This is a genomic window from Lysinibacillus sp. FSL K6-0057 (assembly GCF_038630885.1).
Classification (GTDB): Bacteria; Bacillota; Bacilli; order Bacillales_A; family Planococcaceae; genus Lysinibacillus; species Lysinibacillus fusiformis_F.
The window spans coordinates 2066328-2079870 of the sequence record NZ_CP152047.1 but is presented as its reverse complement, the minus strand read 5'-3'; the positions used below and the strand labels follow the sequence as shown (position 1 = coordinate 2079870).

13 protein-coding genes are annotated in these 13543 nt (G+C 38.1%); 4 read left to right on the top strand and 9 right to left on the bottom strand.

Features of this window, described 5'->3' with window-relative positions:
- Positions 1 to 63: 63 nt before the first annotated feature.
- Positions 64 to 1005: a rhodanese-related sulfurtransferase gene (locus MHB40_RS09915; RefSeq protein ID WP_342534451.1), complete on the bottom strand. Its 942-nt coding sequence runs from the start codon at positions 1003 to 1005 to the stop codon at positions 64 to 66.
- Between the two features lie 711 nt (positions 1006 to 1716).
- On the opposite strand from MHB40_RS09915, the gene MHB40_RS09910 reads away from it, so the two are divergent.
- A complete protein-coding gene (locus MHB40_RS09910; protein WP_205442954.1) occupies positions 1717 to 2187 on the top strand; it encodes a DUF2975 domain-containing protein in 471 nt (156 codons plus the stop codon).
- Positions 2188 to 2605: 418 nt separating this feature from the next.
- On the opposite strand, the gene MHB40_RS09905 is transcribed toward MHB40_RS09910, so the two are convergent.
- Complete coding sequence (locus tag MHB40_RS09905) at positions 2606 to 3049, bottom strand: Lrp/AsnC family transcriptional regulator (RefSeq protein ID WP_205442953.1); 444 nt, start codon at positions 3047 to 3049, stop codon at positions 2606 to 2608.
- 211 nt (positions 3050 to 3260) lie between these two features.
- Here MHB40_RS09905 and MHB40_RS09900 point away from each other — a divergent pair, with 211 nt between their 5' ends.
- Positions 3261 to 4466, top strand: coding sequence for an MFS transporter (locus tag MHB40_RS09900; RefSeq protein WP_205442951.1), 1206 nt, complete (start codon positions 3261 to 3263; stop codon positions 4464 to 4466).
- A gap of 256 nt (positions 4467 to 4722) precedes the next feature.
- On the opposite strand, the gene MHB40_RS09895 is transcribed toward MHB40_RS09900, so the two are convergent.
- From MHB40_RS09895 to nagZ, 4 genes are all read right to left on the bottom strand, one after another.
- Positions 4723 to 5904, bottom strand: a complete 1182-nt coding sequence (locus tag MHB40_RS09895; RefSeq protein WP_342534450.1) for a NupC/NupG family nucleoside CNT transporter — start codon at positions 5902 to 5904, stop codon at positions 4723 to 4725.
- A gap of 52 nt (positions 5905 to 5956) precedes the next feature.
- On the bottom strand, positions 5957 to 6664 hold the full coding sequence (gene deoD / locus MHB40_RS09890; protein ID WP_342443337.1) for a purine-nucleoside phosphorylase: 708 nt from the start codon (positions 6662 to 6664) through the stop codon (positions 5957 to 5959).
- 203 nt (positions 6665 to 6867) lie between these two features.
- Complete coding sequence (locus MHB40_RS09885) at positions 6868 to 8304, bottom strand: helix-turn-helix domain-containing protein (RefSeq protein WP_342534449.1); 1437 nt, start codon at positions 8302 to 8304, stop codon at positions 6868 to 6870.
- Between the two features lie 67 nt (positions 8305 to 8371).
- On the bottom strand, positions 8372 to 10060 hold the full coding sequence (nagZ, locus tag MHB40_RS09880; RefSeq protein WP_342534448.1) for a beta-N-acetylhexosaminidase: 1689 nt from the start codon (positions 10058 to 10060) through the stop codon (positions 8372 to 8374).
- A 191-nt stretch (positions 10061 to 10251) separates the two neighbouring features.
- On the opposite strand from nagZ, the gene MHB40_RS09875 reads away from it, so the two are divergent.
- Together MHB40_RS09875 and MHB40_RS09870 are read left to right on the top strand one after the other, a co-directional pair.
- Positions 10252 to 10647 carry a glucosamine 6-phosphate synthetase gene (locus MHB40_RS09875; protein ID WP_342443334.1) on the top strand — a complete coding sequence of 132 codons (396 nt, stop codon included), beginning with the start codon at positions 10252 to 10254 and terminating at the stop codon, positions 10645 to 10647.
- 136 nt (positions 10648 to 10783) lie between these two features.
- Positions 10784 to 11326 (top strand): hypothetical protein, encoded by a 543-nt coding sequence (locus MHB40_RS09870; RefSeq protein WP_342534447.1) that lies wholly within the window; start codon positions 10784 to 10786, stop codon positions 11324 to 11326.
- 72 nt (positions 11327 to 11398) lie between these two features.
- Here the strand turns inward: MHB40_RS09870 and MHB40_RS09865 are convergent, their stop codons facing one another.
- The 3 genes from MHB40_RS09865 to MHB40_RS09855 form a co-directional block, all read right to left on the bottom strand.
- Positions 11399 to 11614, bottom strand: coding sequence for a hypothetical protein (locus tag MHB40_RS09865; RefSeq protein ID WP_205442941.1), 216 nt, complete (start codon positions 11612 to 11614; stop codon positions 11399 to 11401).
- A gap of 160 nt (positions 11615 to 11774) precedes the next feature.
- Positions 11775 to 12308 (bottom strand): GNAT family protein, encoded by a 534-nt coding sequence (locus tag MHB40_RS09860; protein WP_342443332.1) that lies wholly within the window; start codon positions 12306 to 12308, stop codon positions 11775 to 11777.
- A 90-nt stretch (positions 12309 to 12398) separates the two neighbouring features.
- Positions 12399 to 13250, bottom strand: a complete 852-nt coding sequence (locus MHB40_RS09855) for a GNAT family N-acetyltransferase (RefSeq protein ID WP_342443331.1) — start codon at positions 13248 to 13250, stop codon at positions 12399 to 12401.
- Between the last annotated feature and the right edge of the window lie 293 nt (positions 13251 to 13543).

Genomic DNA, 13543 nt, shown 5'->3' with positions numbered 1-13543 from the left:
TCTAAATAGGGGGTTATGAAAGTTATTGAATAGCGTTTTGTATGTTTAGACAGCTTTTCATGCTTATGCTTGTAACGCCTCAATTGCTTGAGCTACTTGCTCTTCTGTTAAATTGTGACGCACGATGTAGCGGTTGCGTGCATGCTTTGTACACTCGATTGTACAGCCACCTAAATGCTTGGCTTCATTTTCTTCAGATGCGATGATTTGCTTGTTACATTCAGGATTTGCACAGTTAATGTAACGTTCACAAGGTTCTCCGTCATAGTGATCACGACCGATAATCACATGCTCTACTTGATTGATTGGCACCGTTAAACGCTCATCAAATACGTACATTTGACCGTCCCATAATTGGCCTTTCGCAACAGGGTCTTTTCCGTATGTTGCCACACCGCCATGCAATTGACCGACATCGCCAAAGCCTTCACGTTTCATCCAGCCGGAAAACTTCTCACAACGAATCCCGCCCGTGCAATAGGTTAACACATTTTTCCCTTCGAATAGCTCGCGGTTTTCACGTACCCATTCTGGTGTATCACGGAAGTTTTTTACATCTGGTCGAATCGCGCCACGAAAATGGCCGACATCGTATTCATACGTGTTACGCACATCTAATACTACTGTATTTTCATCTTGCATTTCAGCAAGGAATTGTTCGGGTGACAGGTAACGACCTGTTAATTCATGTGGGTTTACGTCTTCTTCTAAGCCTAAGTTTACTAACTCAGGACGTGGGCGTACATGCATTTTTTTGAATGCATGATCATCTGCCGCATCAATTTTGAAGACAATGCCTTCAAATAATGGGTCAGCTTGCATGTTTGCCATGTATTGCTCTGTTTGCTCAATCGTACCCGAAACAGTACCGTTAATACCCTCATTGGCTACTAAAATACGACCTTTTAAACCGATCTCTTTACACATTTCTAAGTGCGTTGCTGAAAACACAGCTGGATCTTCAATCTTCGTGTAATGGTAATATAATAATACTTGATATTTCATTGTTTTCCACCTATCATTTCAATATTTGCAGGATATTCCTGATAGTGTCTTTTACGACCTATTAACAATAAAGGATAATCAGTTAATATGCTATCGGTAATTAGACTGAAATGAGTATCAATATATTTTTCCACATTCTGGCCCTGTAGATGAAAAAAGACATATTCCTTCCTAAAGAAATGTGCCTGATTGTTGCAAGAAGAAACTTTTCAATAAATTCTTTTTATATAACTTTACTGAAGTCTTTCAGCAATTATCTCAATACGAGAGTTTGGAATTTTAGCGTGTTCAAATAAAATTAACAGCAGGATTTTTCAGAATATATCCAGGGAGAGCCCTTTTCATACAGAGATTATTCAATAATCCAAGATATTGATATCTTTACGAAATCTTAGTAACTAGTTAAAAATTAAATTTCATCAATTTAGCTTTTATGATTTACTGGGTGATTTTTCGCCAGTAACACCGCTCCAAGAATAGATTCTAAAGCGACTTAAACAAAAAAGACGCATTCCCCATTTTAAGAATTGCGCCTACTTGTTCAGTTACTTCATGATAAAACTGACAATAACTGAAGTATGATTCCCACATGATTATCAAGTAATTATTTGAATAACAACAATAATATAATAAAAAACGAAATAAATATATTGATAAACGATAATAAATAGACTAATATCATATTATCATAAAATCAATGAGGTGCTTCATATGAATGTTAAACTAAGTTCAACTTTTTTCTTAAAGATCGTTGCTTTTCTAATGGGCATTGCGGTACTTGCTGTATGTATATATTGGTTACCTCAAGCAGCTATACAAGATGCACAAGTGCGTCCAGGAGATTACTCGATATATCCATTGTTAATATGTGCCTATGGCGTATGCATTACGTTTTCTGTTGCATTGTATCAAGCATATAAACTATTGAGTTATATCCATTTAAACAATGCTTTTTCAGAGTTATTCCTTAAATCCTTGAAGGCTATAAAAAAATGTGCTTTTACAATTATTTTCTTCATTTTGTTGTTAATCGTTTACTTAAGGATTTTTGCTATGTTCACAGGTGAAGACGCAGCAGGTCCGATAGCACTTGGTCTAATAGCGATTTTTGTAACAGCTATCATCGTAGCCATTATAGACGTACTTCAAAAGCCCATAAAAAATATCCTAGAAAAAATGTAGGTGTTTATTTTGCAAGTATAACTATTTTCCCTACCGAATTATGACCCTTAAATGACACAAAATTTAGACACTATATGAAGTTAAGTAGCTAAGAAGGATTGAAATCGGTATAGTACCGAGCTCAATCCTTTTATTTTCTCTTTTATACGTTTCTGATTTTCATATTCACTATACAGTACAAGATCACGCTTAAATGAAGAAAGACACTTTCCACATTGATGAAAAGTGCCCGATAATTGAAAAGTTCACTGCCTATAAACAGTGAACTTTTCATACTTGATTTATTCATTAAGGTAGCTGTAAAACTTACTCATTAAATATTTGTCTATCTCTCCTAAATAGAGTTTCATTCAATGCTTAGCCGTTTTTACATAAATAACTGTATTTAAATCGATCTTTTTATAAAAGGTTATAAAAATTAATAATCAACATTTAAATTTGGTAGCAATGGTTTGTCTTCAATAGGTGATGATAAGGAAATCAATGTAGTAGAATCGCCATACCTCATGCTATCATTTTCAAATAATTCAAGTTCCTTTGTTGATTCCACTACTACCTTAATTAGATAATTGTATTCTCCGCTAATTCGATGACACTCTACTACTTGTGAAGCTTGCATACAATAATCAACGAAATTATTGCACTTTGTAGTCCGGAAAAGGATAAAAGCAACAATGGATTTTCCGACTTTTTCATTCGATACTTTAGCCCTGTAGCTTTTTATCACGCCTTGTTCTTCTAGTCTTTTTACCCTCTCTGTTATTGCTGGTTGAGATAATCCTATAAGTTTTCCGAGGGCAGTCATTGACAACCGAGCATCTGATTGTAAATGCATGAGTATATCTCTATCAATACTATCCATTTAAGCACCCCTTCATATCATTTACGATAGTGACATCAAATTGTGGGACGTATATTACCCTGAAATCATTATATTATAATTTAAACGTGATAGCATCAAATTACATTGTTTTTACAACCAAATATAAATTTATTCCTTTATTATCAAATGTAAAATTCAAAATCTGATTAGTATAATTAATCCTATCAACTAATCAGGAGGCCTTTTATAAATGGATAATAATAGTGATTTAAGTAAACAAAATTCTTATGCAATACCCTCAGAACGTCTTCCTTGGGCAGGTTTAATGGCGCTCGCTATGGCTGGGTTTATATGTATCCTTACCGAAACTATACCTGCTGGTTTACTAATAGAAATAAGCAAAGGACTCGGTGTGTCAGAATCCCTTGCAGGTCAACTTGTTACAGCTTATGCTCTTGGTTCACTCATTGCAGCTATTCCTATAACCACTGCAACACAAGGATGGCATAGGAAGCCCTTACTGCTTTTGTGTATTATTGGATTCCTTGTATTTAATACTATTACAGCCTTATCTTCTAGTTTGACCTTAACTTTAATCGCTCGCTTCTTTGCAGGTGTAACGGCTGGAGTCCTGTGGGGGCTGACTGCGGGATATGCACGACTGATGGCGCCAGAATCACTAAAGGGAAGGGCAATGGCCGTAGCCATGATTGGTACGCCTCTTGCATTAGCTTTGGGTGTTCCTACTGGGACATTTCTCGGTTCCCTTGTTGGCTGGAGAAATGTCTTTGGCATAATGTCACTTTTAGCAGCATTACTGATTTTATGGATTATTTGGAAAGTCCCAAACTTCCCTGGACAAACATCTTCAAAACGAATGACTCTTCTAGAGGTTTTTATTACGCCTGGAGTTCGTCCAATCTTGTTTGTTGTATTAGCTTGGATACTTTCGCATAACATGCTTTATACTTATATCGCACCATACCTTTCCGAAGCAGGACTTGCCAAACGAATTGATTTGATTTTACTTGTTTTCGGTATGGCATCTTTAGTTGGAATCTGGGTTATAGGTATATTCATTGAGCGTAGACTACGTACTTTAGTTTTAATGAGTCTGGTCGGATTTGGATTAGCATCATTCGCATTAGGTATCGGAATTAGTCATCCTATTATCATTTATAGTGCTGTAACTGTATGGGGCTTAACCTTTGGTGGAGCAGCAACACTGACGCAAACAGCCATAGCAGATAATGCTAAAAAAGGTGCGGATATTGCCCAATCTATGTTAGTTACTGTTTGGAATCTCGCTATTGGTGGCGGGAGTGCAATTGGAGCAGTTCTGATCGAATCATTTGATGTGAGTTCTTTTCCATGGGTAATGTTTATCCTCATTCTTCTTGGATTCCTAGTAGCATTTCGTGCAAATGTTTATGGGTTTCCTCAAAAAAATCAATAATTAATTTCTTGTAAAGAATGTAGTCATCCTCCTTTAAAAAGAATATCTAAAAGGGTACTTGATATTCCTATACCATGTCACTGTAGGTAGAAGTTGATCTTTATCGGATTATTTCTAAAACATGGCCCGATTGCGCTGTAGATTAAACTAATACCGTTCTCCAAAAATCGTAAGCTACTTACTTTCCATAAAATAAAAGAGGCTACCAAAATAATATGGTAGTCTCTTTCTTTTTTTAATCACGTGTCGGTTCTATTTAAAACACAATCCCAATAATAATCGCTGATAGAACACTTACAAGGGAGGCACCGTATAGCAGTTTTAATCCAAAGCGTGCTACCACATTGCCTTGCTTTTCATTTAACCCTTTTACTGCACCTACGATGGTACCAATCGAGCCAAAGTTAGCAAAGGATATGAGGAAAACAGAGACAATGGCTGCTGTACGCTCACTGAAGCTATCTTGGATTTTAACGAAGTCCAGCATGGCAACGAATTCATTTGCCACAAGCTTTGTTGCCATGATACTACCAGCATTCACAGCTTCATGCCAAGGTACATCCATGACAAAGGCAATTGGGGCAAAGACATACCCTAGGAAGCCTTGGAACGAGATGCCGAAAATGCCATTAAACACACCATTAATGAGGGCAATTAACCCAACAAAGCCTACTAACATTACCCCGACAATGATGGCTACTTTAAAACCATCCATAATGTATTCGCCTAGCATTTCAAAAAATGTTTGCTTTTCGCCTTCCTGCACTTCAATTATATCTTCCTCCGCTTTCACTTCATACGGATTAATGATCGAGGCTACGATAAAACCACCAAACAAGTTTAATATTAAGGCTGCCACTACATACTTAGGCTCTAGCATCGTCATATAGGAGCCCACAATGGACATAGATACCGTTGACATCGCAGAAGCACATAAGGTATAGAGTCGATGCTTTGGTAAAAAGCCAATTTGGTTTTTCACTGAAATAAATACTTCATTTTGCCCCACTATTGCCGCTGCAACCGCATTATAGGATTCTAATTTACCCATCCCATTGATTTTACTTAATACTAAACCTATATATTTAATAATAAACGGCAGAATTTTATAATGTTGCAATATGCCGATGATGGCTGACATAAAAACGATTGGCATTAAAACATACAGGAAAAATGTATGTGCGCCCTCATTCGCCATCCCACCAAATACAAAATTCGTACCCTCGTTGGCATATTCAAGTAGTTTTGCAAAGCTATCAGCAAAACCTTTAATTAAAAATTCCCCGATACCTGTTTTCAGTAGAAGAAACCCTAAAACAAGCTGGATAACAATCATCACAATGATTGGGCGGTATTTAATTTTTTTCTTATTATTGCTTGCAAGCCATGCTAAAAATAGCACGAGTAGTAGACCTACTATCGAAATAATATAATGCATTTTGTCCCCTCCGTAACGAACAATGTTTTCAAATGCTTTCTCTTTCCATCCCTTACTCCTCGATAATTGTGTGAAGAGCAATGTCCACCATATCAAAAAAGGACTTTTCACTTTCCTCGTGCGTTAAGCTTTCATTTGTTAATAATTGACTACCTACCGTCAAAATAGATAATGCCTTTACCCCGTATTTTGCGGCTAACGTATAGAGGGCTGTGCTTTCCATTTCTACCCCTAGCACACCGAATTCCATAAACTTATGAAGCCTGTCTAATGTTTCACGATAAAATTCATCTGAATTATAAATATTGCCAACAAAAACATTTCCCTTTTTCCCTTGCGCTAGTTGAAACGCTTTCATTAATAAGGAAAAATCCGCAATTGGTGCGTAATTATTGCCGTAGAAAATTTTCTCCGTCAAATTGCTGTCTGAAGACACGGCTTGGGCTAGAATGATATCGCGGATTTGAATGTCCTTTTGCATCGCGCCACATGTGCCAATACGAATCAATTTTTTCACGCCATAATCGTTGACCAATTCAGTCCCGTATATACTCATCGATGGATTCCCCATGCCTGTCCCCTGCACTGAAATCGGTACACCTTTGAACGTTCCTGTGTAACCATACATTCCTCTTACTTCGTTATAGCAATAGACATTCTCTAAAAAATGCTCTGCTACAAATCTTGCACGTAAAGGGTCTCCAGGTAATAAAACACGCTCAGCTATTTCTCCCTTTTTTGCTCCTAAATGTCTACTCATTTTCATTCCTCCAAAAACTTGTTATTTATCTCAAATTCATTAGGTAACCGTTTTCATTTACCAATAAAAAAATACTCACAGCCATTTCCAAACCCATTTCTTCTACAAGAAATCCGTTCAGAAACTACTATGAGTATAAGATTTAATGATCATGACAAACTAGACCAGATTGTTACGTAGTGTACGGGAAATAATTGACCAAATTACCGAAGCAATTCTTGACGAATATTATCTAAATCTCTTTTGGAGGGAATCGTGGATATAATAACAACCGGCACTGTCGTTAAAGCAACTGGAAAATTACTTATAACAAAATCAATGTCATGCTGCTGCACCATTTCATCCGTTAGCCCCTTCATAATAGAGGTATTAATAATCAACTGGTCCCCTATTTCATTTTTGATCAAATTGGCTATATAATGGCGGATTGAAAACTCCTCACCAATGACCAAGAAGGCTCGTTTACTTTTATAACGTAGCCCTGAACGAACAAGCAAGGTAAGCTTGGTTAAATGAAAGTCATTATACAGGACAGAAGGGTACGCATTTTGCCACGTTTGCATACAGGTCTGCATATCTTGGTAAATTTGCTGACATTCGATTTGAACATAGTTTGTTAAATTACTTTGTGAAATCATCAGCCATTCAGGGATGGCATTATCGATGAAAAGCTTGTCCAGGAACTCATATACCTCCAAGCTAAACCGCTCATTCATATCTAGATTGGGGTAAGCCTTTGCTAATAAGATAAACAGCTGCTGCGCCATTTGATCGATTTCTTTATTCTTATATAATTCGATTTCCTTCATTGGCGTCATGTCTGACCCTTCATAATAATGATATTGGCTTAGACTAAATAGAGATTGCATAAAAAACCGTTCACTCTTTGGTAATTCAATCGAGAATCTTTCTTCCAGTGCCTGTGCAAAGTCTTTTACTGGCAAATAGAACAGCCCACTTTCCCAAGCGTAATCACCCTCCGTAATTTTGACATAGTTGCCCTTTCTTACTCTTTCCAAGACAATGGCCACTAAAAAGGATAATTTCCTTTTGGAATTGATAAAATAAACAATGCTTTGCTCATGCTCTATATGCGTGATGTATTGATTGATAAAATCAAAGTCACTATTGGTAAATGGCCATCCTGTAAACTCATAGGCATCACCATATAATTTCCAATAAAAGTAACGGATATTCAATTCATTTCCCTTTACGGCTGGCGTCGAGTATGTGATGCGTAGCTTATACGGCTTCAAATCATGATTATTTAGTTGCATAATCAGCTTCTTCATCGAGGAGGTGCTCATAAACATGGCTTCTGCCAGCTCCTCCATTGACAATTGTTTCCTATTTGTAAACAATACATGCATTAGTCGATAGAAGATGGTTTGCCTGAACATGCTAGAAAGCACTTCACTAACGGTTGTACTTCGCCCATCGCGTTGTAGAAAAATTCCCTTTCCTCTAGATACTTCAATAGTCATCGCTGCTGGTAATTGCTGATTAATCTCCTCAACGAGCTTACGTATGGTCTTATCTGAAATATGTAAACTTTTTTCAACCTCTGCTAAGGTAAACCATCTTTGTTCAGAATCTAGCAGCGTTAATAATTGACTAGCTAATTTGAATTCCTTATCCACGTTCTCACCCTTATCCATCATTCACAAAAAGGAACATACATCACTTGCTGTATGTCCCTTTTCGCCTTTATTTCATATACGTATTCAATACTTTTGCGATGTCTGTATTAAGCTTGTTGATATCGACCGCTGTCACGGGTTGATTGACAAGCTGATATTTTTCTTTTAGTTTTATTATTCTTCGGACGCTATCATTTATGCGCTCCTCTGTTATTTCCCCATTGCTGACGGCTGTTTTCACCGCTTCTATAGCTGCTGTGATATTGGCAAACTCATGGGCAATTAAAATAATATCACTACCAGCCTTGATCGAATCGACAGCTGCTTGCCCGATCGCATAATGATTCGTGATGGCTTTCATCGTCATATCATCTGTCATGATAACGCCATCAAAGCCTAGTTGCTTTCTTAGCATACCCGTAATAATTTCCTTCGACATCGAGGAAGGATACTGTGGGTCAATCTTTGGCAATAAAATATGAGCGACCATAACGACATCTGCACCATTGTTAATGGCGTCTTTAAATGGGTCAAGCTCTAGCTGATTCAAGTCGTTCAAGCTTTTTGCCACCTTTGGCAATTCTAAATGGGAATCCACTGACGTGTCACCATGCCCAGGGAAATGCTTGACGACAGGAATAACCTGCTCGGACTCCAGACCCTTCATTGTCTGAATGCCTAATTTGCTGACGATAGCAGGATCATTGGAAAACGAGCGATCCCCGATAATCGGATTATTCGGATTGCTATTGACATCTAATACAGGCGCAAAGTCCAAATTGAAGCCAAATGCCTTTAATTGCTCCCCTAATAATTGGCCTACTTCAAATGAAAACTTGGATTGGTTAATATCTCCAATTTTTTTATTCGTTGGGAAATTTTTTAAAGCGCCTGGTAATCTGACCACTTTGCCACCCTCTTGGTCAGTGCCAAGGAAAAGGGGTAGCTGATTATTCGCATTGGCAGCCATTAAGTCATTCATCAATGTGACCGTTTGCTGGGGTGTTTCAAGATTATTGCCATAAAGAATCAAACCACCTACTTTAGCCTTTTGAATGAGGCTTGCTGTCTCCTGCTGGAGCGTCGTACCTGACACACCAGCAAACATCATTTGACCGATTTTCTCGTCCAATGTCATCTGTTCCACCGTATCAGGTGCTTGTGATTTAAGTTCCGTATAAACCGAAATATGATGAACGGCAGGATTGGCATCGCTGTCAGTCGGCTTCGGTAAGATCCACTTTAATTGATAGCTGGCATTTACTTGGTAGACAAGAATAATTTGATTGGTCGTCGGATCCTGATAGTAACGAACTTCATCAGGTTCACCCAACTTATTTTTAATATCTGCTAAACGAATGCTTTTAATATTTTCTTTCGATGAACGGATATCGAAGGCCTGTGAACCTCGATAACCAATCGTCACATCCTCATAATCTTCAAATTGTCCATTGACTGATTCAGTGACTTGCTGAGGTTCTCCCCATTGCTCATGAACCATTTGTTGTTCAGTATCTCCTACTGTAAATGGCACATCTGGTATTTTTCCTTCTTGCGCGAATTGAGCAATGTCCTGTATGAGGACCTCCATATTTTCTGAATCACTTTCCTGTTCGGACGCATCCTCTTGAACGGGCGTTGTCTCAGGATTTCTAGTCGGTTGTGTGACTGGCCTCATTTTCATGCCGAGAAAAAAGACCAGACCCATTAACATCAGCACTAGAACTAGCAGCAAACCCCGTCTTTTTTTATGCATGCAAAAACCTCCTTCACCAAGCAATATGGCGACTTCGAACAAATCTATCAACTAACGTTATCATAACTGCCACCTGAATTCAAAGCTCACGCTATGAACAGAATCACGGCCTTCTATAGAAAATATTATCGTAAGCTAGCAAAAATGCAAAAGAAGATGTTAAAATATTCACATAAAGGGGGATGTAACGCATGGGGAAATTAAGTAAAAGAAATATATTGTGGATTGTGCCAATCGGTATCTTAGGGGTATTTTGGTACTTTTATGGCCCACAAAAGGATATTACGGACAACGAATACATTACATATGTAAAAAACTATTCCTATGAAAATAGTACAAAAACATTAGAGAGTGCCTTTGCCTCTACCTGCGAAAATCCATATTGGGTTTATTTTGAAACACAAAAGGGACAGGACGTAGTAGAGTTCGAGGGCGATTGTACAGTTAACAATGAAGTAGCCAAGATCAATGTACAATTTCTTGTAGACAACGACATCACAAGTGTCCAATCAGGTGCAATGCTTGTCGATAGTAAAATGCAGGAAGAAGCAGACCGCGATCAATTTTTACTAGCACTTGCTCAATAATGAATGGTATGTAGACCCTTATAGTGATGCTATGAGGGTTTTTTTGTGGAAGAAGGATGGAAGCGGATAGCATGAGGAATGTGGTGGATAGGAATTCTAAAGTGATGGATAGAACGCGGCATTGAAGGATAGCCCTTTGAAAGTGGATAAATCAAGCTATGTGGTGGATAGGAATTCTAAAGTAGCGGATAGCCCTTTGAATGTAGCTGATAGATCGTGGAGATTGATGGATAGCCTTGTGAAAGCGGATAAATCAAGCTATGTGGTGGATAGGAATTCTAAAGTAGCGGATAGCCCTTTGAATGTAGCTGATAGATCGTGGAGATTGATGGATAGCCTTGTGAAAGCGGATAAATCAAGCTATGTGGTGGATAAGACTCCTAAAGTAGCGGATAGCCCTTTGAATGTAGCGGATAGATCACGTAAATTGAAGGATAGCCCTGTGAAAGTGGATAAATCAAGCAAAATGGTGGATTGCAATCCTAAAGTAGCGGATAGCCCTTTGAATGTAGCGGATAGATCGCGGAGATTGAAGGATAGCCCTGTGAAAGTGGATAAAGCAAGCTATGTGGTGGATAGCAATCCTAAAGCAGCGGATAGCACTTTGAATGTAGCGGATAGATCGAGTAAATTGAAGGATAGCTCTGTGTTGCTAACGTATCCTCCTATCTATTTTTAGTGTAAAGGAAGCTTTAAGTTTTACTAATCAATATAAAAACCCATGCATATCTCCGCATGGGTTTAGCTACTATTAACCATTTCTAGTAGAATGGGAGGACTTTAGTATGGTCCGTTCAATGATTCTAATTTCGTTATTTAGTTTTGTAATCGCCGCTTCAATTTGTTGATAGCGCTCCATTCGCTTGACCTTCTCTGTTGGAATGGAACCCTTTAGAGCAGCCTGTCCCGCGTATAAGCTTGACAGTAAATCTAGCTTTTGAAAATAAGCTGTGCTATATTGCTCCATAACACCCAGCCCCTCATCTGTTACTTTTTTGCACGAACTTATGAATTGTTGTTCATATAAGAACTATAACCGAAAAAAGTAACCTCAAAACTCCATCTAAATTATTATTTATTATCCATTTCCAAGTAAATTATTATTCTATAAAAGCGCTAAAGCTACGTTATTCATCTTTTTTTAATAAAGAATAGATAAATGTATCATGTGCTTGTCCCTTTTGATACATATAGTCCCTCAATATGCCTTCCTGTTGGAACCCAAGTTTAATCAATAGCTGAGTGGATGACTCATTTTCTAAAAAAACTACGGCTCCGATACGATTTAACTTCATATCCTCAAAACCATAGGCAATCACTTTCTGCACAGCTTCTTTTGTAAAACCTTGTCGCCAGTAATCGGGATGAATTTCATAGCCAATTTCTGCTCGCTGATGTGCAGCCGACCATAAATGAAAGCCAACTGTACCAATCACTTCATTCGAATCTTTTCGTTCGATTCCCCAACGAATCCCACGCTTTTCCTCAAAGTTTTTGGCAAATTGCTTAATTAATTGTTCGGCCTGCTGTGTGTCGACAAAGGGTTCCTGCCCATAATAGCGTGTTAAAGCCTCATTGGAAAAACAACGAAAAATCGCAGGAACATCCTCCTCTGTGAGTTCTCTTAACCTAAGTCTTGCTGTTTCTAACACTGGAAACATCCTGTTCCCCTCCTCTACCATCCATAACATTCTCTACTCTTCCTTCAAAATCCTTTTTTTGACAACATAAAAGTAGGCTCGCACGTTTGCTTAGCCGAAAGCTTGTGCTGCTAGAGCAAATAATGTTTGATTTCGAGTAGGCATTTTTTTGGCATTGCGGATCATGACAGGCGGTGTGGCAGCCAGCGTAAAACCACTTTGTTGTAAAATTGGACTCAGCTCCTTGTGGACAGACGGACAATCGATACGTAATTTCCCCTGATAGCCCTTAGCCAATTCATTGATAATATAATGCGCTATTTCCTTATCTGGCGCTACGATTGGTCCTAAAAGAAGATAAATTGGCCCTGCGATTGTTAAGCCATAGCCAATCATTTGGTTGTGTTGATTTTTCACGACAACACAGCGCTGTGACTGCTGAATTCTTTTACGCAAAAAGACGCTTCTACTATCCCCAAAGGCTACTGCATCCAGTTTAACAAGCTGTTCAAAATCCTGTTCTTGCAATTCATTGATGGTGCCAAAACAATTTGCTTCCCTTGTCGTCTCTACAAATTTGTCCGCCAAATATTTATGTACATGCTCAACAGTCGTGAAGCCCATTTTTTGATATAATGGTTCTCCTTCTTTCGTAGCTACGAGCATAATGGTTGTGTCCTCTGAAACACTATCGATACAGGCTTGTGTAACGATTCTACCTAAGCCAAAACCTCTGCATTGTTCATGCACAATCACCATGCCAATGGAAGCTACATTTGTATCATAGGGAATAATGGCTGCACTGGAAACAATTTTTCCTTCCCTATTTTTATGTCCAACTATTCGACCTGCTGCCATGATCGTTTCAATTTCATGGGCATCGTAATCCCATCCAACTGAAGCTGATAGCTCAACTAATCCCTGAATATCGGTAGAAGTAAATAATGTTAGCTCAAAATTCAATTAGGTTCACCCTCTATCATTCAAATTAAAAAGAACGTTTGTTCCATTTTACAAAATTCACCTTCTATGTACAAGCAATTTCTCTTAATAATTGATAGGTTTAGCAATTATTACTATATAAATATTGTAAAATAGCCTATAATAGCTACTAGACTATGCACTCCTACTTCAAGCATATAAAGGTGATTTCAACATGACTTCTTATGAACGTATTCTTATAATGGTCCCGCCGTTTCCCTAGCTACGCAATCTACTTGTAACTGACAAAGTAGAATTTTGCTTGTAGGAGGGCA

What these genes read in the sequence shown, in the direction of transcription:
- MHB40_RS09865 (WP_205442941.1), bottom strand. Translation starts at nt 11,614, where the DNA reads ATGGAGCAATATAGCACAGCTTATTTTCAAAAGCTAGATTTACTGTCA.
- MHB40_RS09910 (WP_205442954.1), top strand. Translation starts at nt 1,717, where the DNA reads ATGAATGTTAAACTAAGTTCAACTTTTTTCTTAAAGATCGTTGCTTTT.
- MHB40_RS09875 (WP_342443334.1), top strand. Translation starts at nt 10,252, where the DNA reads ATGGGGAAATTAAGTAAAAGAAATATATTGTGGATTGTGCCAATCGGT.
- MHB40_RS09905 (WP_205442953.1), bottom strand. Translation starts at nt 3,049, where the DNA reads ATGGATAGTATTGATAGAGATATACTCATGCATTTACAATCAGATGCT.
- nagZ (WP_342534448.1), bottom strand. Translation starts at nt 10,060, where the DNA reads ATGCATAAAAAAAGACGGGGTTTGCTGCTAGTTCTAGTGCTGATGTTA.
- MHB40_RS09860 (WP_342443332.1), bottom strand. Translation starts at nt 12,308, where the DNA reads ATGTTTCCAGTGTTAGAAACAGCAAGACTTAGGTTAAGAGAACTCACA.
- MHB40_RS09900 (WP_205442951.1), top strand. Translation starts at nt 3,261, where the DNA reads ATGGATAATAATAGTGATTTAAGTAAACAAAATTCTTATGCAATACCC.
- deoD (WP_342443337.1), bottom strand. Translation starts at nt 6,664, where the DNA reads ATGAGTAGACATTTAGGAGCAAAAAAGGGAGAAATAGCTGAGCGTGTT.
- MHB40_RS09915 (WP_342534451.1), bottom strand. Translation starts at nt 1,005, where the DNA reads ATGAAATATCAAGTATTATTATATTACCATTACACGAAGATTGAAGAT.
- MHB40_RS09895 (WP_342534450.1), bottom strand. Translation starts at nt 5,904, where the DNA reads ATGCATTATATTATTTCGATAGTAGGTCTACTACTCGTGCTATTTTTA.